Annotated in this window: 16 protein-coding genes and 1 tRNA gene; 8 read left to right on the forward strand and 9 right to left on the reverse strand. The window is 67.6% G+C overall.

Annotation, left to right across the window (positions count from 1 at the left end):
• The first annotated feature begins 28 nt into the window (after positions 1-28).
• The 4 genes from GGQ96_RS14130 to GGQ96_RS21485 all read left to right on the forward strand — a co-directional run bounded on the left by GGQ96_RS14130 (position 29) and on the right by GGQ96_RS21485 (position 7,243).
• Entirely contained in the window at positions 29-3,007 is a 2,979-nt protein-coding gene (locus tag GGQ96_RS14130; protein WP_246360600.1) for a TonB-dependent receptor, read from the forward strand.
• A 53-nt stretch (positions 3,008-3,060) separates the two neighbouring features.
• A complete protein-coding gene (locus tag GGQ96_RS14135) occupies positions 3,061-4,581 on the forward strand; it encodes a tryptophan halogenase family protein (protein WP_184115908.1) in 1,521 nt (506 codons plus the stop codon).
• Positions 4,578-6,377, forward strand: coding sequence for an alpha-amylase family glycosyl hydrolase (locus tag GGQ96_RS14140; RefSeq protein WP_184115910.1), 1,800 nt, complete (start codon positions 4,578-4,580; stop codon positions 6,375-6,377). The genes GGQ96_RS14135 and GGQ96_RS14140 overlap by 4 nt, the downstream gene beginning before the upstream one ends.
• Positions 6,378-6,622: 245 nt before the next feature.
• A complete protein-coding gene (locus GGQ96_RS21485) occupies positions 6,623-7,243 on the forward strand; it encodes a PEPxxWA-CTERM sorting domain-containing protein (protein ID WP_246360601.1) in 621 nt (206 codons plus the stop codon).
• 43 nt (positions 7,244-7,286) lie between these two features.
• Here the strand turns inward: GGQ96_RS21485 and GGQ96_RS14150 are convergent, their stop codons facing one another.
• Together GGQ96_RS14150 and GGQ96_RS14155 are read right to left on the reverse strand one after the other, a co-directional pair.
• Positions 7,287-9,458: a M3 family metallopeptidase gene (locus GGQ96_RS14150; protein ID WP_184115912.1), complete on the reverse strand. Its 2,172-nt coding sequence runs from the start codon at positions 9,456-9,458 to the stop codon at positions 7,287-7,289.
• A gap of 68 nt (positions 9,459-9,526) precedes the next feature.
• Positions 9,527-10,231 carry a Crp/Fnr family transcriptional regulator gene (locus tag GGQ96_RS14155; protein ID WP_184116280.1) on the reverse strand — a complete coding sequence of 235 codons (705 nt, stop codon included), beginning with the start codon at positions 10,229-10,231 and terminating at the stop codon, positions 9,527-9,529.
• 197 nt (positions 10,232-10,428) lie between these two features.
• Between GGQ96_RS14155 and GGQ96_RS14160 the strand changes: the two genes are divergently transcribed.
• A tRNA-Arg gene (locus tag GGQ96_RS14160) sits at positions 10,429-10,505 on the forward strand.
• A gap of 176 nt (positions 10,506-10,681) precedes the next feature.
• On the opposite strand, the gene GGQ96_RS14165 is transcribed toward GGQ96_RS14160, so the two are convergent.
• The 4 genes from GGQ96_RS14165 to GGQ96_RS14180 all read right to left on the reverse strand — a co-directional run bounded on the left by GGQ96_RS14165 (position 10,682) and on the right by GGQ96_RS14180 (position 15,446).
• The gene (locus tag GGQ96_RS14165) at positions 10,682-11,410 is read right to left on the reverse strand and encodes a M23 family metallopeptidase (protein ID WP_246360602.1); all 729 of its coding nucleotides are present in this window, start codon (positions 11,408-11,410) and stop codon (positions 10,682-10,684) included.
• A 111-nt stretch (positions 11,411-11,521) separates the two neighbouring features.
• A complete protein-coding gene (locus GGQ96_RS14170) occupies positions 11,522-12,316 on the reverse strand; it encodes a ferritin-like domain-containing protein (protein WP_184115914.1) in 795 nt (264 codons plus the stop codon).
• On the reverse strand, positions 12,313-12,768 hold the full coding sequence (locus GGQ96_RS14175; protein WP_184115916.1) for a peroxiredoxin: 456 nt from the start codon (positions 12,766-12,768) through the stop codon (positions 12,313-12,315). Before GGQ96_RS14175 ends, GGQ96_RS14170 begins: the two co-directional genes overlap by 4 nt.
• Positions 12,765-15,446 carry a bifunctional [glutamine synthetase] adenylyltransferase/[glutamine synthetase]-adenylyl-L-tyrosine phosphorylase gene (locus GGQ96_RS14180; protein WP_184115918.1) on the reverse strand — a complete coding sequence of 894 codons (2,682 nt, stop codon included), beginning with the start codon at positions 15,444-15,446 and terminating at the stop codon, positions 12,765-12,767. The genes GGQ96_RS14175 and GGQ96_RS14180 overlap by 4 nt, the downstream gene beginning before the upstream one ends.
• Positions 15,447-15,504: 58 nt before the next feature.
• Between GGQ96_RS14180 and GGQ96_RS14185 the strand changes: the two genes are divergently transcribed.
• Entirely contained in the window at positions 15,505-15,681 is a 177-nt protein-coding gene (locus GGQ96_RS14185; RefSeq protein ID WP_184115920.1) for a hypothetical protein, read from the forward strand.
• Between the two features lie 409 nt (positions 15,682-16,090).
• Here GGQ96_RS14185 and GGQ96_RS14190 read toward each other — a convergent pair whose 3' ends face one another.
• The 3 genes from GGQ96_RS14190 to GGQ96_RS14200 all read right to left on the reverse strand — a co-directional run bounded on the left by GGQ96_RS14190 (position 16,091) and on the right by GGQ96_RS14200 (position 17,857).
• The gene (locus GGQ96_RS14190; protein ID WP_184115922.1) at positions 16,091-16,738 is read right to left on the reverse strand and encodes a sigma-70 family RNA polymerase sigma factor; all 648 of its coding nucleotides are present in this window, start codon (positions 16,736-16,738) and stop codon (positions 16,091-16,093) included.
• Between the two features lie 87 nt (positions 16,739-16,825).
• Positions 16,826-16,963 carry a hypothetical protein gene (locus GGQ96_RS14195; protein ID WP_184115924.1) on the reverse strand — a complete coding sequence of 46 codons (138 nt, stop codon included), beginning with the start codon at positions 16,961-16,963 and terminating at the stop codon, positions 16,826-16,828.
• A 99-nt stretch (positions 16,964-17,062) separates the two neighbouring features.
• The gene (locus tag GGQ96_RS14200; protein ID WP_184115926.1) at positions 17,063-17,857 is read right to left on the reverse strand and encodes a response regulator; all 795 of its coding nucleotides are present in this window, start codon (positions 17,855-17,857) and stop codon (positions 17,063-17,065) included.
• Positions 17,858-18,209: 352 nt separating this feature from the next.
• Here GGQ96_RS14200 and GGQ96_RS21490 point away from each other — a divergent pair, with 352 nt between their 5' ends.
• Both GGQ96_RS21490 and GGQ96_RS14210 read left to right on the forward strand, forming a co-directional pair.
• A complete protein-coding gene (locus tag GGQ96_RS21490) occupies positions 18,210-18,299 on the forward strand; it encodes a NepR family anti-sigma factor (RefSeq protein ID WP_246360604.1) in 90 nt (29 codons plus the stop codon).
• A gap of 9 nt (positions 18,300-18,308) precedes the next feature.
• Positions 18,309-19,937, forward strand: a complete 1,629-nt coding sequence (locus tag GGQ96_RS14210; protein WP_184115930.1) for a sensor histidine kinase — start codon at positions 18,309-18,311, stop codon at positions 19,935-19,937.
• Positions 19,938-20,204 lie beyond the last annotated feature (267 nt).

A 20,204-nucleotide genomic window follows, 5' to 3' on the forward strand; every position in this document is an offset into this window, starting at 1 on the left:
GCAAACGGGGCTTTTTGGGGAGAGATTCATGTACGGTTCCGACCGTGCGCCGGCCGTGTCGGCGCGCACCATCCTGAAGCTGTCGGCCAGCGGCGCGGCGCTGGGCGCAGGCCTGTTGCTGATCGGCACCACCGGCGCGATGGCGCAGACCAGCGTGCCCGATGCGGCTCAGGTGTCCGCCGGCAGCAAGGTGCCCGATCCCGCCGCCAGCTCCTCCACCGCCGCCAACCCGAATGAGGCCGGCAGCGCCGAGGATGCCAAGGCGAGCAACGCCGCCCAGACCGGCGACATCACGCCCGCCGCCAACGAAGCGGTTGCCCAGTCCGCCGGCGCCGCCGCGCAGGATGCGGGCGCATCGCCCGAACAGGCCGACATCGTCGTCACCGGCTTCCGCCGCAGCCTGGAAAATGCCGTCGCCGAGAAGAAGAACCGCGACCAGATCGTGGAGTCGGTTTCGGCAGAGGACATCGGCAAGCTGCCCGACGCCTCGATCGCGGAATCGATCGCGCGCCTGCCCGGCCTGACCTCGCAGCGGATCCAGGGCCGCTCCAACTCGATCTCAATCCGCGGTTTCGCGCCCGATTTCTCGACCACCCTGCTCAACGGCCGCGAGCAGACCTCGACCGGCGACAATCGCGCGGTCGAATATGACCAGTATCCGTCCGAGGTCGTGAACCAGGTCGTGGTGTACAAGACGGGCACGGCCTCGGTGATCGGCCAGGGTCTGTCGGGCACGGTCGACCTGCGCACCATCCGCCCGCTGGAATTCGGCCGCCGCGTCATCTCGGTCGGCGCGCGGGGCGTGGACGCCGATATCGGCAAGCTGAACGCCGATTCCAAGCAATATGGTTATCGCGTCAACGGCACCTATGTGGACCAGTTCCTCGACAAGCGGTTGGGCGTGGCGTTGTCCGCCAGCTATACCGACGAGCCGTACCAGACGCAGGAGTTCAACGCCTGGGGCTATGCCAATGCCGGTCCCAGCAACGCCGCGCTGATCGGCGGGTCGAAGTCGTACATCACCTCCAACTCGCTGCGCCGGCTGGGCGTGACCGGCACGGTCGAGTTCCGCCCGGTAGAGAATTTCACCACGACGTTCGACGGCTTCTATTCCGACTTCAAGGATCACGCGATCAAGCGCGGCATCGAGCTGCCGCTCGGCTTCGACGGGCAGAACGGCCTCAGCGTCACCGATCCGGCGAACAACGGCGCGCGCTTCAACCCCGCCGCCGGGCAGATCGCAAACGGCACCTATGTGTCGGGCACCTTCACCAACGTGCAGGGCGTGATCCGCAACAACAGCGAGCGTCGCGACGCCAAGCTCTACGCCTTTGGCTGGAACAACCAGTATAAGGGCGATGACGGCTGGAACGCGACCTTCGACCTCAGCTATTCCAAGACGAAGCGGAACGAGACGATCTTCGAGACCTATGCCGGCACCGGTTATGGCCGGGCGCTGGGGGTCACCGATACGATCGGCTTCGTCTCCTCGTCCAAGGGCACGGTGTTCAGCCCGACGCTCAACTATTCCGACCCGGGCCTGATCCAGCTCACCGACCCGCTCGGCTGGGGCGGATCGAACGTGCAGGCCGGCTATTTCAACGACCGCGCCATCTCTGACCGGATCTGGCAGTACCGCGCCGAGGTGGAGAAGGAGATCGAGGACAGCGTCTTCTCCAGCGTACAGGCGGGCGTGAACTACACCAACCACGACAAGTCGCTGACCCCGAACGAGGCGCTCGTCCAGCTCGCCAGCGGCAAGGTGATCGAGCCGGTGCCCAGCCAGTATCTGAAGACGCCGAGCGACCAGACCTATCTGGGGCTGGGTCCGGTCATCAGCTACGATCCCTATGACCTGCTGAACGGCGGCGTCTATCGGCTGTCGTCGAACAACGCGAACAACGATGTCCGCGCCAAGGCCTATGCGATCAGCGAAGACCTGATGACGATGTACCTGCAGACGAACATTCGTCAGGACATCGGCAGCGCGCAGTTGACCGGCAATATCGGCGTGCAGGCCGTCAACACCTCGCAGCATACCAGCGGCTATTACATCAATCCGACCAACAGCGGGATCGTACCGATCCGGCAGGGTGCGGATTACTGGGACGTGATGCCGTCGCTCAACCTGTCGCTGCGCACCGCCAACGACTTCGTCATCCGCGCCGCCCTGGCGCGGCAGGTGATGCGGCCGCGCATGGACTCGATGCGGCTCGGCCTGTCCTACGGCGTCGACCAGACCCGCGGCATCATCGCGGGCAGCAGCGGCAACCCCTTCCTGCGGCCGTTCCGCGCCAACGCCGCCGACCTGACGTTCGAAAAGTATTTCGGCAACAAGGGCTATCTGGCGGCGCAGTTCTTCTACAAGAAGCTGATCAACTATGTCGTGGACCGCAATCTCCAGGACCAGGTCTATGACTATACCGGCCTGCCGCTGAGCGGCGGGTTCCAGACCAGCAACCCGAACGCGGCCAATTACGTCTCGCCGATCGGCGTCATCACCCAGCCCTACAACGTCAAGGGCGGGCAGCTCTACGGCGTCGAGCTGGCCGGCACGCTGCCGCTCGGCGAGGTGGTCGGTTTCCTCGACGGCTTCGGCCTGACGGGTGGCGGCTCCTACACCAAGTCGGAGATCGTGGCCTATCCGGGCGCGACCGCCACCGACCTGCCGGGCTATTCGCGCTGGGTGGCGAACGGCACCGCCTTCTTCGAGAAATGGGGCTTCTCGGCGCGCGGCTCGGTCCGCTACCGGTCGAGCTTCGTGGGCGAGGTGTCGGGGCTTGCCGCCAACCGGGTCAACCGCAATGCGCGCGGCGAGCTGATCGTCGATGGTCAGATCGGCTATGACTTCACCAACGGCTTCCTCCAGGGCCTGTCCGTCTACCTCCAGGGACAGAACCTGACCAACACGCCGTTCGTGACGCAGAACCCCGGACAGGATCTCCAGATCATCGACTATCAGCGCTACGGCCGCCGCTATCTGGCCGGCTTCACGATGAAGTTCTGATCCATGCCGGCCGCCCGTCCTCGTCTGCGGGCGGCCCGGTTGCGGAGCGCATCATGACCGCCGCCGCCATCCGGAGCGTCGTCATCGTCGGCGGCGGCAGCGCCGGCTGGATGGCGGCGGCGGCGCTGTCGCGCTTCCTGCCGCCGGGCACCGCGATCCGGCTGATCGAGTCCGACGCGATCGGCACGGTCGGCGTCGGGGAGGCGACGATCCCCCAGCTCCGCCTGTTCAACCAGTCGTTGGGGATCGACGAGGCCGCCTTCGTCCGCGCGACGGGCGGCAGCTTCAAGCTGGGCATCCGCTTCGACGGCTGGTCCGGGCCGGGCAGCCGCTACATTCACGCCTTCGGCACGATCGGCCGGGCTGCAGGGCTGCTCCCCTTCCATCATTACTGGCTCGCGCATCATCAAAGCGGCGGCACGACCGACCTCTGGGAGTGTTCGGCAAGCGCGCGCGCGGCGCGGGCGGACCGGTTCGCCCCCGATCCCGGCCGCCCCAACCTGCCGAGCGGCCTCGCCTGGGCCTATCATTTCGACGCGGGCCTCTATGCGGCCTTTCTGCGCCGCCACGCCGAGGCGCGCGGGGTCGAACGGATCGAGGGGCGCGTCGTCGGCGTCGAGCGCGACGGCGAAACCGGCCATGTCGCCGCCGTCCGGCTGGCGGGCGAGCGAGCGGTCGCAGGCGACCTCTTCATCGACTGTTCCGGCTTTCGCGGCCTCCTGATCGAGGAGACGTTGGGCAGCGGCTTCGACAACTGGTCGGCGCACCTGCCCTGCGACCGGGCGCTGGCGGTGCCGACCGAACGCACCGCACCGCTCCATCCCTTCACCTGCGCCACCGCCCGCGAGGCCGGCTGGCAATGGCGCATCCCGCTCCAGCATCGCACCGGCAACGGACTGGTCTATGCATCCAACCATCTGTCCGACGATGCCGCGGCCGCGCTGCTGCTCGCGCATCTGGACGGCCGGCCGCTCGCCGATCCCCGACCGCTACGCTTCACCACCGGCCGGCGCCGCCGAGCCTGGATGGGCAATTGCGTCGCCCTGGGGCTCGCCGCCGGCTTCATGGAGCCGCTGGAATCGACCAGCATCCATCTGGTCCAGTCGGGCATCGCGCGGCTGCTGGAATTCTGGCCCGACCGCCGCTTCGCGCCGCAGGGCATCGCCGCCTTCAACCAGCGCAGCGAAGCCGAATGGCTGGCGATCCGCGACGCGCTGATCCTCCACTACCACGCCAATGCGCGCGACGAAGCCTTTTGGCGCGAACGCCGCGCAGCCGCGATCCCCGACAGCCTGGCCGAGCGGATCGCGCTGTTCCGCGAGTCCGGCCGCATCCTGCGCCATGGCGACGAGCTGTTCACCGAAATCGGCTGGCTCCAGATCCTGATCGGGCAAGGCGTGGTGCCGCAGGCCCATTCGCCGCTGGTCGCCGCCCTGCCCCTGGCCGAGCGCGAGGCGCTGGTCGCGATCGCCGCCCGCCATGCCGAGGCGGTCGCCGCCCGCCTGCCCGACCATGCCGACTTCGTGGCGCGCCACTGCGCCGCCCCGCCCCCTACCGAAAGCCGAACCGCATGAAGACCGCCCTGCTCGCCGCCGCCGCTGCCCTTGCAAGCTGGGTCGCTCCCGCCATCGCGCAGGAGTATCGCCAGCGCCTGCCGCAGGACGAGGTCATCTATTTCGTGCTGCCCGACCGGTTCGACAATGGCGATCCCGGCAACGATCGCGGCGGCCTGTCCGGCGACCGGCTGGCGACCGGCTTCGATCCGACCGCCAAGGGCTTCTACCATGGCGGCGACCTGAAGGGGCTGATCCGCCGGCTCGACTATATCCAGGGCCTGGGCGCGACCGCGCTCTGGGTCGGGCCGATCTTCCGGAACAAGCCGGTGCAAGGCGCCAAGGGGCAGGAATCCGCCGGCTATCATGGCTATTGGATCACCGACTTCACCCGCGTCGACCCGCATTTCGGTACCGAGGCCGATTTCCGCGCGCTGGTCGATGCGGCCCATGCGCGGGGGATGAAGGTCTATATGGACATCATCGCCAACCACACCGCCGACGTGATCCAGTATCGCGAGTGCGGTGAGGGCAAGCCGTGCCCGTACCGGGACCGCGCCACCTATCCCTATCAACGGAAAGGCGGCGTGGCCGGCCGGCCGATCAACCCCGGCTTCCGGGGTGACGATGTGCAGACGCCGGAGAATTTCGCGCGGCTGACCGATCCGACCTGGGCCTACACCCCCTACGTCCCCGCCGCCGAGCGGCAGGTGAAGGTGCCGGCCTGGCTCAACGACCCGATCTATTATCATAATCGCGGCGACTCGCTGTTCCGCACCGAAAGCTCGCAAAGCGGCGATTTCTCTGGGCTGGACGACCTGATGACCGAGAATCCGCGCGTCATCGCGGGGATGATCGACATCTATGGCGGGTGGATCGACCGGTTCGGCATCGACGGCTTCCGCATCGACACCGCCAAGCATGTGAACCCCGAATTCTGGCGGAGCTTCGTGCCAGCGATGCAGGCGCGCGCTGCCGCGCGCGGCATTCCCCACTTCCACATCTTCGGCGAGGTCACGGCGGGGATGGAGCCGGGCTATCTGGCCCGCTGGACGAAGATCGCCGGCTATCCGGCGGTGCTCGACTTCGCCTTCCAGAATGCGGTCATGCAGGTCGTGGCGGAGAACAAGCCGACCAGCGTCATGGCCGACCTGTTCGAGGGCGACGTGCTCTACGCCAAGGGCGAGGCGACCGCCGAGATCCTGCCGACCTTCCTCGGCAACCACGACCAGGGTCGCTTCGCGCGCTGGGTACGGCTGGCCAATCCCGCCGCGTCGGACGCGGAGGTGCTGAAGCGCGTCGAACTGGGCCATGCCATGCTGCTGACCTTGCGTGGCGTGCCGACGCTCTATTCGGGCGACGAACAGGGGTTCGCCGGCGACGGCAACGACCAGGATGCGCGCGAGGACCTGTTCGCCAGCCGGGTCGCCAGCTACAACGACAATCGCCTGGTCGGCACGACGCGCACGACCGCCGAGGACAATTTCCACCCCGACCATCCGCTCTACCGGGCCATTGCGATCCTTGCGCGCCTCCGCACCGCCACCCCGGCGCTGACCCGCGGCCGCCAGGTGACGCGCCAGCGCGGCGACGGCCCCGGCCTGTTCGCCGTCTCACGCTTCGATCCACGCGACGGGCACGAGGTGGTGATCGCCTTCAACACCGCCCCCACGCCGATCAGCCAGGCGGTGCAGATCGAGACGGCCTCCACCCGCTTCGCGACGCTGGCCGGCGCATGCCCGGCGACGGCAGCCGCGCCGGGCAGTCTGACCGTGACGTTGCCGGCCTTCGGTTATGCAATGTGTTCGGCGCGATAAGGAGGCCACAGCGAATGCCGCCTTTGGCAGCAAGCGAAAATATTTTTGCTTTTCCGCCCGTATATCTTCTCTTTCGATATCAGGATCATGGGCAATTCGTCTACGACAGCTATCGACCGCAACCTACGACTTCGCGAACAATCACAGTGGCAAATGGAGGCATCTGCGGGGTTGTACGTATAGTCGGCCTTTGATTAACCAAATATTGGTCGCCCTATCAATCACCGGAGATATAGGTAGCGATCATGAAGAGATTAATCTATGCCGTCGCAATTGCATTGACTGTCATGGGCATCAGCAGCGACGCCACGGCCGCATCTTCACTCCGCCTTGCGCGCTATACGAACATCCCAGACAACGATTATTTTCCAAGTTCGGATACCATCACGCGAGAGCGTGCTTTGATCGCCGCGATGCGACCGGCATCCGTCAGCGAAATCATCGTACCCGCCAGTGGCTTCAGTACAAACCTGAACCTTTTCGAGGCCGCAATTTACTCCGGTAAGATTAATATCGATCAATCCGGCACATATACCTTCGCGGTTCGCGGCGACGATGCGGCCCGGATCAGCATCGATGGCCGCGCCATTGTCGAAGCGACCTTCCATAACTACCCAACCATCCGCCTGCCTTCCACCGCCTCGCTCTACCTCGCGGCCGGCAGCTATGACTTCGAGGCCTTCACCTACCAGTTGACGGGCAATCAATGGTTCACCACCTCGGTGACCGGCGGGCCGACCGCCGTCAGCTTCTCGGCCGCCGCCGTGCCGGAGCCGGCGACCTGGGCGATGATGCTGGTCGGCTTCGCCATGGTGGCGAGCGCGGGCCGCTATCGTCGTCGCGCGACCAGCGTCGCCTTCGCCTGATCCAAGCCGGGAGCGTCCGCAGCGAGCGACGCCCCCTCGTCCATCAGTTCGCCGTGAAGCCGCGCTTGGCCAGCAGGGCCTCGATCGCCGGATCGCGGCCCCGGAAGGCGCGATACGCCTCGGCCCGGTCGGTTTCGTTGCCGGTCGACAGCAGGATGCGCGCGAAGCGGTCCGCCGTTGCCTTGTCCCAGGGGCTGCCCGCCTCCTCGAACGCGGCGAAGGTGTCCGCGTCCATCGTCTCCGACCACAGGTAGCTGTAGTAGCCGGCCGAATAGGAGTCGGAGGAGAAGAGGTGATTGAACTGCGGCAGGCGGTGCCGCATCACCAGCTCAGTCGGCATGCCGATGTCCTTCAGCGTGGTCGACTCGAACTTGGCCGGGTCGACGATGCCGTCGGGCAGCGTGTGCAGCTTCATGTCGACGATCGCCGAGGACAGATATTCGGTCGTGGCGAAGCCCTGGTTGAAGGTCTTCGACGCCTCGATCTTGTCGAGCAAGGCCTGCGGCATCGGCTGCTTGGTCTGATAGTGGCGCGCGTACTTGTCCAGCACGTCGCGGGTCAGCAGCCAATGCTCGTTCACCTGGCTGGGATATTCCACGAAGTCGCGCGGCGTGCCGGCCAGACCGGGATAATAGACGTTCTGCAACATCGCATGGATGGCATGGCCGAACTCGTGAAACAGCGTCTGCGCATCGTCCAGGCTGATCAGGATCGGCTCGCCGGGCGCGCCCTTGGCGAAATTGTTGTTGTTGGACGACAGCACCATCTGCGCCGGCGCCAGCCCGCGCTGGCCGCGATAGGTATTCGCCCATGCGCCGGACCGCTTGCCGGTGCGCGCGAAATCGTCGCGGTAGAACAGGCCGACCTCCTGCCCGTTCCGCGTGACGTGCCAGACGCGCATGTTCGGCTCGAACACCGGCACCGTCCCGGTGATCTCCTTGAACTCCAACCCATAGAGCCGGTTGGCGGCGTAGAGCGATCCCTGGATGATGTTGTTGAGCTCGAAATACGGTTTCAACTGCGCCTGATCGAGGTCGTAGCGCGCCTTGCGCACCTTCTCCTGGTAGAAGCGATAGTCCCAGGGTTCGATGCGGATCCCGGCCCCCTTCTTGCCCGCAGCTTCCCTGTCGGCGATCGCCTGCATGTCGCGGACCTCCTCGGCGACGCGCGCCTTGGCATAGGGCCAGACGCGCATCATCAGCGCCATGGCGGCGGCGGGCGACTTGGCCATCGTGTCCTGCATCCGCCAGTCGGCATGGGTCTTGAAGCCGAGCAGATGGGCACGGTCGGCGCGCAGCCGGACGATGCGCGCGATCGTCGCCTTGGTATCGTTCGAGTCGCCATTGTCGCCGCGCTTCACGAAGGCGCGCCACACCTGCTCGCGCAAGGTCCGATCCTGCGCGAAGGTCAGCACCGGATCGACCGCCGAACGGGTGTTGACGATCGCCCACCCCTGCTGCCCGCGCTCCTGCGCCGCGGCGCGGGCCACTGCCCGGACACTATCGGGCAAGCCGGCCAGCCGTGCCTCGTCGGTGACGATTGTCGCCGTGCCCTCGTCCGCCAGCAGGCGCCGCGAGAATTCGGAGAAGGCGACCGCCAGATCCTGGTTGAAGGCGGAAAGCGCCGTCTTCTGCGCGGCGTTCAGCTTCGCACCCTGGCGGACGAAGCTGTCATAGGTGCGGGTGACCAGCCGCTGCTGCTGCGCGTCCAGGCCGCTGGTCGCCCGCGCCTTCCAGATCGTCTCGATCCGCGCGAACAGCTTGGGGTTGAAGGTGATCTCGTCCGACGCGGCCGCCAGCTTGGGCGACCACTCCCGATCCAGCGCCTGATAGGCGGGATTGTTCATGTTGCCGGTCATCACGCCGAACAGCGTCATGACCCGGCTCAGCCGCTGCCCGGCGAGTTGCATCGGCACGAAGGTGTTGGCGAAGGTCGGCGCGGCCGGGTCGTCGGCGATGCGGCGATATTCCGCGCGCCGCTCGGCCAGCGCCGCGGTGAAGGCGCCGGGGAACAACTCCGGCTTCACCTTGTCCCAGGGCGGCACCCCGCCATAGGGGCCGGTCCAGTCGGCGAGCAGCGGATTGGCGGCGGCATCGGCACGAGCGTTGGGTGGGGCATCGGCCGGGGCCGGGGCGGTTCGGGCTCCCGGCGCCTGGGCCAGGGCGGAAGAGGCCATCAGGGTGGCGGCACCTGCCACCGTCAGAAAATTACGCATCGTCGGTCAGACACTCCCGGACTGTACACGCCGCCAGCATAGGGACGGAAACGCGCCGGGAAAGCCTCTTACGCCGCTCCGGCCAGCGCCTCCGCCACCTTTTCCGGATGATTGCCATAGAGATAGCCCGGCTCGAACTCGCCGAGCACGCGAAGCTGGGGACGATTGAGGATCGTCACCCGGCCATCCCTGAACGTCATCAGCTCCTGTTCGCGCAAGGCGCGCAGCACGCGATTGACATGGACGTTGGTCAGCCCGCACGCCTCCGCCAGATCGGCCTGGATCAACGGCAGCCCATAGGTGCCGCCGCGGCTCAGCCCGACCATCGCAAGACGCTCCTCCAACTCGCAGATCAGGTGCGCGACGCGGCCATCGGCCCCCAGCCGCCCCAATCGGAAGATCCACTCGCGGTGCATCGCCGCGTCGAGCAGGGTGGAAAACCAGAGCATCCGTTGCAGCTTCGGACGGGGCGCGAGGATGTCCTCCAGCGCGCCGTGCTTCCACACCGCCACCTTGACGGGGCCGATCGTCGCGATGTCATGATCCAGCCGTCCCATGGGGAAGCCGTGCAAATCGACGAAGTCGCCGGGCACGTGGATGGCGACGAGTTGCCGATGCCCGGCGCGGTCGTCCATGTAGCGGCACAATATACCTTCGAGCAGCAAGGTGCTTTCGACGACCGGTTCGCCGGCGCGGATCAGCGTCCGCCGGGTCGGCAAGTCGCGAATGGCGCTGACCGAGCGTTCGAGCGCTGCGATATCGTCGGGGTCCATCTGGTCCCGGCGTCGGCCGAGAAGGAATTTCGCCGTTACCTGCCCGTCCACCAACGCCGTCACGCCTCCGCTGCTCCGACATGGCAAACGGCGAAGTGCCCGCTTCTGTTCCGCTGGGGTAACGACCGCCGTGGCGGCCGCGCCAAGCCGGTTGATTTCACCTCCCGGCGGGCCTAATCCGAGCGCCGTCCGGCACGGATCCCGTAGCTCAGCAGGATAGAGCGTCCGCCTCCTAAGCGGAAGGCCCCCGGTTCGAATCCGGGCGGGATCACCAGCGGCTGGCGCGACCTGACGGCCGGTGTGGCTGATCGTTTGTGAGACTTGGCCAACGATCGGGCAACCGGGCCGAGGGGGTCGCCCGCCGGGTGCTTCGCCTCGCCACAGGCCAGGGTGGATGGCGCTTTCTAGACGACAGACGCGATCGCCGGCGACGTCATCCAAACGGCGAGATTAGTCCTGCGCCGCCGGGCCGTCAGTCGACACCGGGATTTGATGCACGCTCGCCGATTGCGAGGCCAGCAGATAGTCGGCGGTGGTCAGGAACGGGATCGGGTTGACCGCATGCCCGTCGATGCGGACCTCGTAATGGAGGTGTGGGCCGGTCGAACGACCGGTCGAGCCCATCAGCGCGATCAGCTGGCCGCGGTGGACGCGGGCACCGTTCTGCACGATGATTTTCGAGAGATGGCCATAGCGGGTGGCGATGCCCTTGCCATGGTTGATCTCGACCATGTTGCCGTACCCGCCCAGCCGGTCGGCATGATCGACGATGCCGTCGGCGGTGGCGTAGATCGGGGTGCCGGTCGGGCCCGGAATGTCGACGCCGGCATGCATCGCCGCAGTACCCCGGAACGGATCGCTGCGGATGCCGAAATTGCTGGTGAACTTCAGGCTGCTGACCGGCTGGACCGAGGGGATGGCGATGACGCCGTTGCCACCCTGGTCCAGCTTCTTCCAGGTCTGGAACAACGACTTGAACTGGGCGTCCGCCTTGAGGTCGGCGAGGGCCTCGGCACTGGCGGCGGGGATGAAGGTGCCGCCCGACGGCGGCGGCGGCGCGGCGGGCGCTTCGGCGGCGCGGGCGGCGCCGGTAGCAGAGACGCCGAACAGCGCCGCGATCATCATCGAACGACGGACACCGGCGCGAAGAACGGCGGCCGACATAAACGAATTGGTCATCGAACCCCAATGCGAAGCGCCGCGTCCGCGTCTTCCCGCGAACCGGCTCGGAACACCTGATCGACTTGCAGCCCCACCGCTCGCCGAACGCCCGCCTTGTGACCCGATGTGTCAGCTCGCGGCAATAGGGCCGTAGAAGTCCCGCGTCAGACCGGCAGACTGGCGCGCCGAGTCGTTGAACGGCGGCTTAATCACGCCGCGGAAAAATCTGCCGACCAGCCTTTGCCATTCCGGCGCGGGAAGAATCCCGGCATTCGCGCAGAGATAGCCGAACCACTTGGCCCCGAATCCGACATGGCGGATCTCGTCCGTATAGATGCGGTGAAGGATCCGGGCCGAGGCAACGTCGCCCGCCATCTCGAATCGCGCGACCGTCTCGGGCGTGACATCGAGTCCACGCGCCTCCAGCACCATCGGCACCACCGCCAGCCGCGCCGCCGGGTCGTGCGCCGTCTCCGCCGCCGACTCCCACAGCCCGGCATGGGCGGGCAGCGCGCCATAATGGCTGCCCAGCACCTTCAGCCGACGGTCCAGGATCGCGAAATGCATCGCCTCGTCGGCGCCGACCGACAGCCAGTCATCGATATAGCGGCGTGGGAACTGCGCACCGAACCGCCCCGCCGCGTCGAAGGCGAGATCGATCGCCGAGAATTCGATATGGGCCAGCGCGTGGAGCAGCGCGATCCGCCCCCGCTCCGACCCGCCGCGCCCGCGCTTGGGCATCCGGTTGGGCGGCAGCAGTTCAGGGCGCTCGGGCCGCGCCGGCTGGTCGGGCATCGCCACGTCGAACCGCGCGGCCAGCTCGCCCCGCTTCCACGCCCGCGCCGCCGCGCGCGCCAGCCGCACCTTCTCGCGCGGCTCGGCCGCGTCTAGCACCTGGCGGCAGGCGGCGGCGATCGTCGTCATGCCGACGCGTCCTGCTCGCGCGCCGCGGCCAGCACCGCCTCGGCATGGCCCAACACCTTCACCTTGCGCCATTCGCGCACCAGATCGCCATTTGCATCGAACAGGAAGGTCGCGCGCTCGATCCCTATATAGGTCTTGCCGTACAGCTTCTTCTCGCCCCAGACGCCGAATGCCTCGCACGCCGCGCCGTCGGGATCGCTGGCCAGCTCTACCGCCAGGCCGTGCTTGGCGGTGAACTTCGCATGCGCCGCCAGACTGTCCTTCGACACGCCGATTACGCGGACGCCCGCCTCGACGAACTCGGCCGCCAGCGCCGTGAAGTCCAGCGCCTCGCGCGTGCAGCCGGACGTATCGTCCTTGGGGTAGAAATAGACGACGAGCGGCGCGCCGATCCGGTCGAGCGCGATCGGCCCGTCCTGCCCCTCCACCGTCAGCGCCGGAATCTTGGTCATGCGATCGTCTCCCACCAGGTCGCGACCTCCTGCCGCGCGACCGTCAGCTCCGCAACTACCGCCGCCCAATCCGCGCAGCCGACCGCCCGGGCGATGAGCGCGCGCGTCGCCTCCGCTGGCTCCGCCGCGTCGGAGGCGACCAGTCGCATCGCGATCAGCAGCCGCGCGAGCAGGCGATAGGCGGCCGGCAATCCCGGCGGCGCCAGGCCGGCCGGCACCAGCCGCTCCACCGCGCGACCGAGATTGGGGTCGAGTCCGGCGTGATGGACGAGCTGGCGGACATGGAGGGCGAATTCCAGGTCGACCAGCCCACCCGGCAGCAGCTTGACGTCGAGCGGCCCGGCGGCCGGCTTGTGCCGCGTCATCTCCGCCCGCATCGCGCGGGCATCGCCGATCACGTCGCGCGGCCGCCGGTCCCCCGCCAGCACCGCGTCGATGATGGCTTGCGTCGCGGCGCACGCCGCCTCCGAGCCGAAGACCGGCCGGGCGCGGGTCAGCGCCATATGCTCCCAGGTCCAGGCATCCTCGCGCTGGTAGCGGGCGAAGCTGTCGAGCGAGACCGCGAGCGGCCCCTGCCCGCCCGAAGGCCGCAGCCGCGTATCGACCGGATAGAGCGGTCCCGCCGCCGTCGGCACCGACAGCGCCGCCGTCATCCGGCTGGCCAGGCGATTATAATAAAGCGTCGCGCCGAGCGGCTTCGGTCCATCGGACTCGGCATGGAAATCGCCGGTGAACAGATAGACCAGGTCGAGGTCCGAGGCATGGGTCAGCACGCCGCCGCCCAGCCGGCCGAGCGCCAGCACCACGAATTCGCTGTTCGGCACGGTCCCGTGCGCGCGTGCGAACTCGGCGATCGTCGCCTCCGCGAGCACCCGCACCGCCGCCTCCGCGACGCGCGCATAACCGGCGCCGACGGCCAGCGGATCGGCCGCGCCCGCGACGATCTGCGCGCCCAGGGCGAAGCGCGTCTCGCCGACCACCCGGCGGACATGGTCCAGGCGCTGCTGGTAATCGCCGACGTCGCCGCCGCGCATCGCCGCCACCAGCGCCTCGCCATCGCCGACATCGTCCAGCGCGGAGGCGTCGATCAGCCCGTCGATCAAGGCCGGGCGGCGCGCCAGCTCGTCCGCCAGCGGCGGCGCATGGGCGAGGATGCGGGCGAGCAGGTCGGCAAGACCGGGCCGCGCCTCCAGCAGGCGGAAGATGTTGATCGCGCTCGGCATATGTTCGAACATGCCGTCCAGCCTGGTGATCGCGGCCTGCGGATCGGGGGCATGGCCGATCGCCTCGACCAGGGTCGGCAGCACCGCCTCCAGGGCGTCGCGCGCGGGGGCGCTGCGCAGCGCGGGGTAGAGGCCGGCGCGCCAGGCCGCGATCCGTTGCGCCGCCGCCACCGCGCCGTCGCCGAAGCCGCGCGCCGCCAGCGCTTCGCCCAGGGCCAGCGGATCGCGCGACAGGCCGGCGCGCTTGCTGTCGTCCAGCGCGTCATAGACCCGGCCCACCCGCTCCACCGCCGGGCGCAGCCGGTCGAGCAGCGCCGCGCCGTCCACCAGCCCGTGCAGCCGCGCGACCGCGTCCAACCCCTCGCCCATGGGCAGGCGATGGGTCTGGCGATCGTCGATCATCTGGACGCGGTGTTCGATCGTGCGCAGCAGCGTATAGGCCTCGGTCAGGGCCTCGGCATCGGTCACCTCGATCCAGCCGGCGATCGCCAGTTCGGTCAGCGCATCGCGCGTCGCGGGCGCGCGCAGCACGGGATCGCGGCCGCCATGGATGAGCTGGTGGATCTGCGCGAAGAACTCGATCTCGCGGATGCCGCCGCGCCCGCGCTTGAGGTCATAGCCGGGGCCGAACGCCTGTCCCTGCGCATGGTGGTCGCGGATGCGATGCGACAGCGCTCGGATTTCCCCCACCGCGCCGAAGTCGAGCGTCCGCCGCCAGACGAAAGGCCGGATCGCGTCGAGGAAGCGCCGGCCCAGCGCGATATCCCCCGCCGCCGCCCGGGCGCGGATGAAGGCGGCGCGTTCCCAGGTCAGCGCCTGGCTTTCATAATAGGCGATCGCGCCGCCGACCGGCAACGCGATCGGCGTCACCTCCGGCGAGGGCCGAAGCCGCAGGTCGACGCGCAGGACATAGCCATCGCCGTCGCGCGCTTGGAGCAGCTCGACCGCGCGCCGCGCAATCCGCACCGCAGCCTCCTCCGGCTCCTCGCGCGCCCGGCGCGGCAGCGTGGCAGGATCGAAAATCAGGATCGGATCGATATCGGACGAATAGTTCAGCTCGCCGCTCCCCTGCTTGCCGAGCGCGATGGCGGCGAAGCCGGCGGGTTCGGCATCCGGATAGCGTTCCGCGATCGCAGCGCGAATCGCGCGGTCGAGCGCGGCATCGGCGAAAGCGGTCAGCGCCGCGGTGACAGCGGTGAGGTCCAGCACGCCCGCCAGGTCGCCCAGCGCCACGTGCAGGGCCAGCGCCCGCCGTTGGCGTCGCAGCGCCTGCGCCACCGGAGCGTCCGGATCATAGACCAGCAGCGCCGGATCGAGCCGACCGGCCGAGGCGGCCTCCGCAATCGCAGGCTCCCGGTCGGCGAGCAGTGCGAGGAAGGGTGAGTGACGGCGCGCCCGCGCCAGGGCGAGCGGCAGGCGGGGATCGTCGAGGACCGGCGGCAGCGATTCGAACATCGCACCCGACCTGACACAGATCGCAACGAAGACCCACTCCGCACGTTATGACGCCATGATGTCCACCAGTTCCTTGCTCGCGGAGACCAGCGGCGGCGAACAGATCGTTCGCCGGCCACGTCCGGCCGATGCGATCGGCGCGGCGCTGCGCGACGCCTATGGCGGAACGGTCGCGACGCCCGAGGACATGTTGCGGCTGCTGCGACGAATGAACGGCGTGCGGCTCAATAGCTGAAATCAGGTTGCGGATGCCGATCGTGTTGGGCGTTGCATCTTAATCGATGACGTCCAGGACCGTGGATAGCCTCGGGCAGCCTTAAGCCCTTCGGGAAGATGACCGCACACCGCTCAACCGGAGCCACAGACTTACAATAGTCAGCCTTGCATCGTCAGCGCGCGCCGCCAGGGGCAGGCCACGCCGGGGTCTTGGAACATCCGGCGCGACATGCCGGCGCTATTGAACTTGCACCAAGTGCCGGAATGCAAGGACGATCGCTGCGGTGATCGCCACTCTATTGAGGTGGCCTAGAGCCGACGGCGCTTGTTCAGGGTGTCCTTTGTTGGTGCGAACGTAAGGGGAATGGAGCTTCAAGAGTCCCACCCGACCGACCCATGCCAGGTGGACGGCACGGGTCGGGCGCCGCTTATCGCCCGCGGCTGAGATGGTCCACATCGCCCATGATCGAATCGAGCGCCGTCTTGTTCGGATCGCTGTCATGATCGCGCCGCGACGGCAGGGCGCCCTCGCTGAGCAGGGCTTCCAGGGCGACGCGGCCGCGCGCCACGCGGCTCTTGATCGTGCCGACCGCGACCTGGCAGATTTCCGCTGCCTCTTCATAGGCGAAGCCGCCCGCGCCGACGAGGATCAGCGCCTCGCGCTGGGGCTGCGGCAGATGCATCAGCGCACGCTGCATGTCGCCCAGTTCGACATGGCGATCCTGGCTGGCGGGCGCGGCGAGGATGCGGTCGGCGACCAGATCGTCCCACTCGCCCTTGAAGCGCGCACGCCGCATCTGCGACAGATAGAGGTTGCGCAGGATGATGAAGGTCCAGGCGCGCATGTTGGTGCCGGCCTGGAACCGCTTGCGGGCCGCCCAGGCCTTCAGCAGCGTTTCCTGCACCAGGTCGTCGGCGAGATCGCGACTACCCGACAGCGATCGTCCAAAGGCGCGAAGGTGCGGGATGACCTGCGCCAACTGCGTCTTGAACTCGGGGTCGGACAACGAAACATGCTCGACCGGCGCCTCGACCGGCTCATGGGCATCGTCATCGCGCAGCATCGCTTGAGTCATTCGTATCCGATCTTAAAGCTCGGCACGGTTCACCGCCCCGGCAGAAAATAGTCACCATGATCCGACTTTACCAGCCGGCATCCGTGTTTAGCGGAAGACGATCACCGCGAAGATCACGATCACCAAGGCCAGCGAAATCGGCAGGATGAAGCGCGTCATATGCGGGGTGGACCCGGCGCGCGCCTCTTCGGTGGTTACGTGGATGCGGTCTTCGGGATCGGCCATGATGATAAAACCCCTCGATATCGTTTTGGCTCCGTAACCCTTTCACCTTTTCCATGGGGCCGGGGGCGGACTTCATCGCCCGCCCCCGGCCGACAGGAGTCAGGCCGGCACCGTCGACTGGTCGAAGAACAGCGCCTGGCTGATCGCCGCCTTGACGGTCGAACGCTGGAACGGCTTGGTGATGAGGAAGGTCGGCTCCGGCCGCTCGCCCGTGAGCAGGCGCTCTGGGAAGGCGGTGATGAAGATCACCGGCACCTCGAACTCGGCCAGGATGTCCTTGACCGCATCGATGCCCGAACTGTCGTCGGCCAGCTGGATGTCGGCCAGCACCAGGCCGGGTCGATCCTCCATCGCCAGACCGACCGCTTCGTCGCGGGTCACCGCGACGCCGGTCACGTCATGGCCGAGATCGCGGACGATCGTCTCGATATCCATGGCGATGATCGGCTCGTCCTCGATGATCAGGACGCGGGCGCGGGTCTGCTGCTCGATCTCGGCCAGTGCCTCGGACACCAGCCGCTCGACCTCGTCGGTCTCGACATCGATCAGATAGGCCGCGTCCTCGGGCGTGAAGCCCTCCATGGCGGTCAGCAGCAGCGCCTGACGCGACAGCGGCGTCATCCGGGCGAGACGCGCGCGCGTCACCGCCTCGGCGCCGATCGCCTCTGGCTCGTCACCCAACTCGTCATAATTGGCGGAGGACCAGATGCCCTGGAACATGCGATAGAGGCCCAGGCGCGGATCAACGTCGCGCGGAAACTGGTCGGGCGCAGCGACGATGGCCTCCAGCGTGGCGCGGACATATTGGTCGCCATGGGTCTGGCTGCCGGTCAGCGCCCGGCCGTAGCGCCGCAGGAAAGGAAGATGCGGTGCGAGTTGCTGTCCAAGCGACATGAGCGGTAAAAACTCCCTGGAGACTGGTCGGCCCTTCTGTGCATGAAGGATATGCCGTGGCAATGGGTCTGCGAACGTCCGACTTTTTCGGAACGCTGTTGGAACCATCGAGACCATGTTTGGTTTCACGGCGATATCGGACCATTGCCGACATTTCGGCACGTCGCTGCATGCCCCTCGGTCAGAGCGGGCCAAGGGGGAAGTTTTCGGTTTGGGTCAGGATAGCGAGAAACCGGCTGAGATGCGCGAAGCCAGCCAGCGACAGGATGGGCGGGATAGGACTGCCGATGCGCCTGGAACCGGTCGGACGACGGGCCGGATCGCGCAGTCGGACGATACCAAGGATCGCGAGATGGGCACGGCACTGCGCTCCGTCTACCAGCAGACCGTGGAGGAACAGATTCCAGACGACCTGCTCGACCTGCTCGGCAAGCTGTCCTAACGCCGGGCGATGCCCGACCAGATACTTACGGCCCCTTCCCTGACGGCGCCCCAGTCCGATACGCCCCCGATCGTCGCAGCCGAGCCCGGCGCGACCGGGGAAGGCCATTGGCTGGGTCGATTGCCGACCGGGGCCAAGCTGTTCCTGATCCTCAGCGGCGCGCTCCTGCCGTTGGTGCTGATCGCGATCGTGGCGACCCTTCAGATCACGCGGGTGACGGATGCCGAGGCGCGCTCGCGCCTGCGCATCGCCGCCAACGAGAGCGCGCGGGCGATCGCGATCGAGTTGGTCGGCGACATGAACGCTCTGCGGGTGGCGGTGAACGCGCTGGGCACCGACCCGGCCGACGCGCCGAGCTGCGCCCGCGCCCAGGGCGTCTTCGCGCAACAGGCATCCGCCGGCGCGCGCTTCGAGATCGCCGATCGACAGGGTCGCCTGCTTTGCGGCGTCCGTATGCCGCAACCGGTCGACATGGAGGCCGACGACCCGGTCAACGCCGCCGTCCTGCCCGGGAAGGGGCTGATCCTGTCGCTGACGGGCGGCCGGTCGGACATCACCGCGCGCGCCTTCTTCCCGCAAAGCTTTCTGCGCCGGCTCGGCCGCCCGACCAGCCGCGCAACCATCTTCTCGAGCGAGCTGCTGCTCGACGACCAGACTCTGTCGCTGGAGCCGGCGTCCGGCATCGGCGCGCTTCATCGGCGGGAAGAGCTGCGCACACCGCTCGGCATCGCCGACTTGCAGTTGCACACCGAAATGCCCAGCGCTCCAGTCACCTCGTCGCTGATCGTCGCCCTGCTGCTGCCGTTGCTGATGTGGGCGGCGGCGGCGGGTATCGCGTGGCTGGTCGTCGACCGGCTGCTGCTGCGTCCGCTGCGCCAGCTACGCGCCAGCGTCGCCGCCTACGTGCCCGGCGAGGTGATAGATTCGCGTGCGACCAGCCTGCCCGCGCCGGAAATCCGCGAGCTTGGCGAGACCTTCCGCTCGATCAGCCAGACCGTGGCCGATCACGAGGCCGGGCTGGAGGAGGGATTGCGCCGCCAGACCAAGCTGACGCGCGAGGTTCATCACCGGGTGAAGAACAACCTCCAGGTGATCTCCAGCCTGATCGCCTTCCATGCGCGGGGCGCGCGCAGCCCGGACGCCACCGCCGCCTATGCGTCGATCCAGCGCCGGGTCGACGCGCTGGCCGTGGTCCACCGCCACCATTTCGCGGAGATGGAGGTCAATCGCGGCCTCAATTTACGCACCATGGTCGGCGAGCTGGCGTCCAATATCCGCGCCACCGCCTCGGAACGCGCGCATGCGATCGGCATCACGCTGGATGTCGACGCCTTTCTGGTCAACCAGGACGTGGCGGTGGCGCTTGCCTTCCTCATCACCGAGACGATCGAGTTGGCGACCAGCTGCGATCCGGCGGCGCAGATTCGCGTCTCGATCAAGCCCGACGAACAGCCCGAGCGCGCGGTGCTGCGCGTGGTGTCTCGGGCGCTGGTGGATGGCGACCAGCTCCGCGAGCTGGCGGGCACCCGCTATGGTCGGGTGATGGAGGGCCTGTCGCGCCAGCTCCGCTCCAAGCTGCATCACGATCCACTGACCGGCGCTTATGAGATCGCCTTCCCAGTGACCGGACGGGACTGAAAAAAACTTCGCGACGTAGCGGAACCACCCGCAGCGAGGCGGGTTCTACAGTCCGGATCGCGACCTTATGCCCCCCCCGCTCTCGCGGTCCACGACATAGGCCCGAAGGCATCACCCCTCCCCCCCCCGGTGATGCCTTCGGGCCTTTAACGTTTGGGCAGCCCTCCAAATCCTTCGCAAAGCCTCGTCGCACCGTATTGCCCATATCGGCTGCGGAACGAAATTGTCGGCGGATCATTGCGTTACTGGCATCTACATACTGGAGGT

Source organism: Sphingomonas abaci (assembly GCF_014199625.1).
Lineage (GTDB): Bacteria > Pseudomonadota > Alphaproteobacteria > Sphingomonadales > Sphingomonadaceae > Sphingomonas > Sphingomonas abaci.

Excerpts from the sequence above, each read along its gene's own strand:
- GGQ96_RS14210 (WP_184115930.1), top strand. The coding sequence starts at position 18,309 with ATGCCCGACCAGATACTTACGGCCCCTTCCCTGACGGCGCCCCAGTCC.
- GGQ96_RS14185 (WP_184115920.1), top strand. The coding sequence starts at position 15,505 with ATGTCCACCAGTTCCTTGCTCGCGGAGACCAGCGGCGGCGAACAGATC.
- GGQ96_RS21485 (WP_246360601.1), top strand. The coding sequence starts at position 6,623 with ATGAAGAGATTAATCTATGCCGTCGCAATTGCATTGACTGTCATGGGC.
- GGQ96_RS14180 (WP_184115918.1), bottom strand. The coding sequence starts at position 15,446 with ATGTTCGAATCGCTGCCGCCGGTCCTCGACGATCCCCGCCTGCCGCTC.
- GGQ96_RS14155 (WP_184116280.1), bottom strand. The coding sequence starts at position 10,231 with ATGGACCCCGACGATATCGCAGCGCTCGAACGCTCGGTCAGCGCCATT.
- GGQ96_RS14195 (WP_184115924.1), bottom strand. The coding sequence starts at position 16,963 with ATGGCCGATCCCGAAGACCGCATCCACGTAACCACCGAAGAGGCGCGC.
- GGQ96_RS14135 (WP_184115908.1), top strand. The coding sequence starts at position 3,061 with ATGACCGCCGCCGCCATCCGGAGCGTCGTCATCGTCGGCGGCGGCAGC.
- GGQ96_RS21490 (WP_246360604.1), top strand. The coding sequence starts at position 18,210 with ATGGGCACGGCACTGCGCTCCGTCTACCAGCAGACCGTGGAGGAACAG.
- GGQ96_RS14140 (WP_184115910.1), top strand. The coding sequence starts at position 4,578 with ATGAAGACCGCCCTGCTCGCCGCCGCCGCTGCCCTTGCAAGCTGGGTC.
- GGQ96_RS14150 (WP_184115912.1), bottom strand. The coding sequence starts at position 9,458 with ATGCGTAATTTTCTGACGGTGGCAGGTGCCGCCACCCTGATGGCCTCT.
- GGQ96_RS14130 (WP_246360600.1), top strand. The coding sequence starts at position 29 with ATGTACGGTTCCGACCGTGCGCCGGCCGTGTCGGCGCGCACCATCCTG.
- GGQ96_RS14170 (WP_184115914.1), bottom strand. The coding sequence starts at position 12,316 with ATGACGACGATCGCCGCCGCCTGCCGCCAGGTGCTAGACGCGGCCGAG.
- GGQ96_RS14190 (WP_184115922.1), bottom strand. The coding sequence starts at position 16,738 with ATGACTCAAGCGATGCTGCGCGATGACGATGCCCATGAGCCGGTCGAG.
- GGQ96_RS14165 (WP_246360602.1), bottom strand. The coding sequence starts at position 11,410 with ATGACCAATTCGTTTATGTCGGCCGCCGTTCTTCGCGCCGGTGTCCGT.
- GGQ96_RS14200 (WP_184115926.1), bottom strand. The coding sequence starts at position 17,857 with ATGTCGCTTGGACAGCAACTCGCACCGCATCTTCCTTTCCTGCGGCGC.
- GGQ96_RS14175 (WP_184115916.1), bottom strand. The coding sequence starts at position 12,768 with ATGACCAAGATTCCGGCGCTGACGGTGGAGGGGCAGGACGGGCCGATC.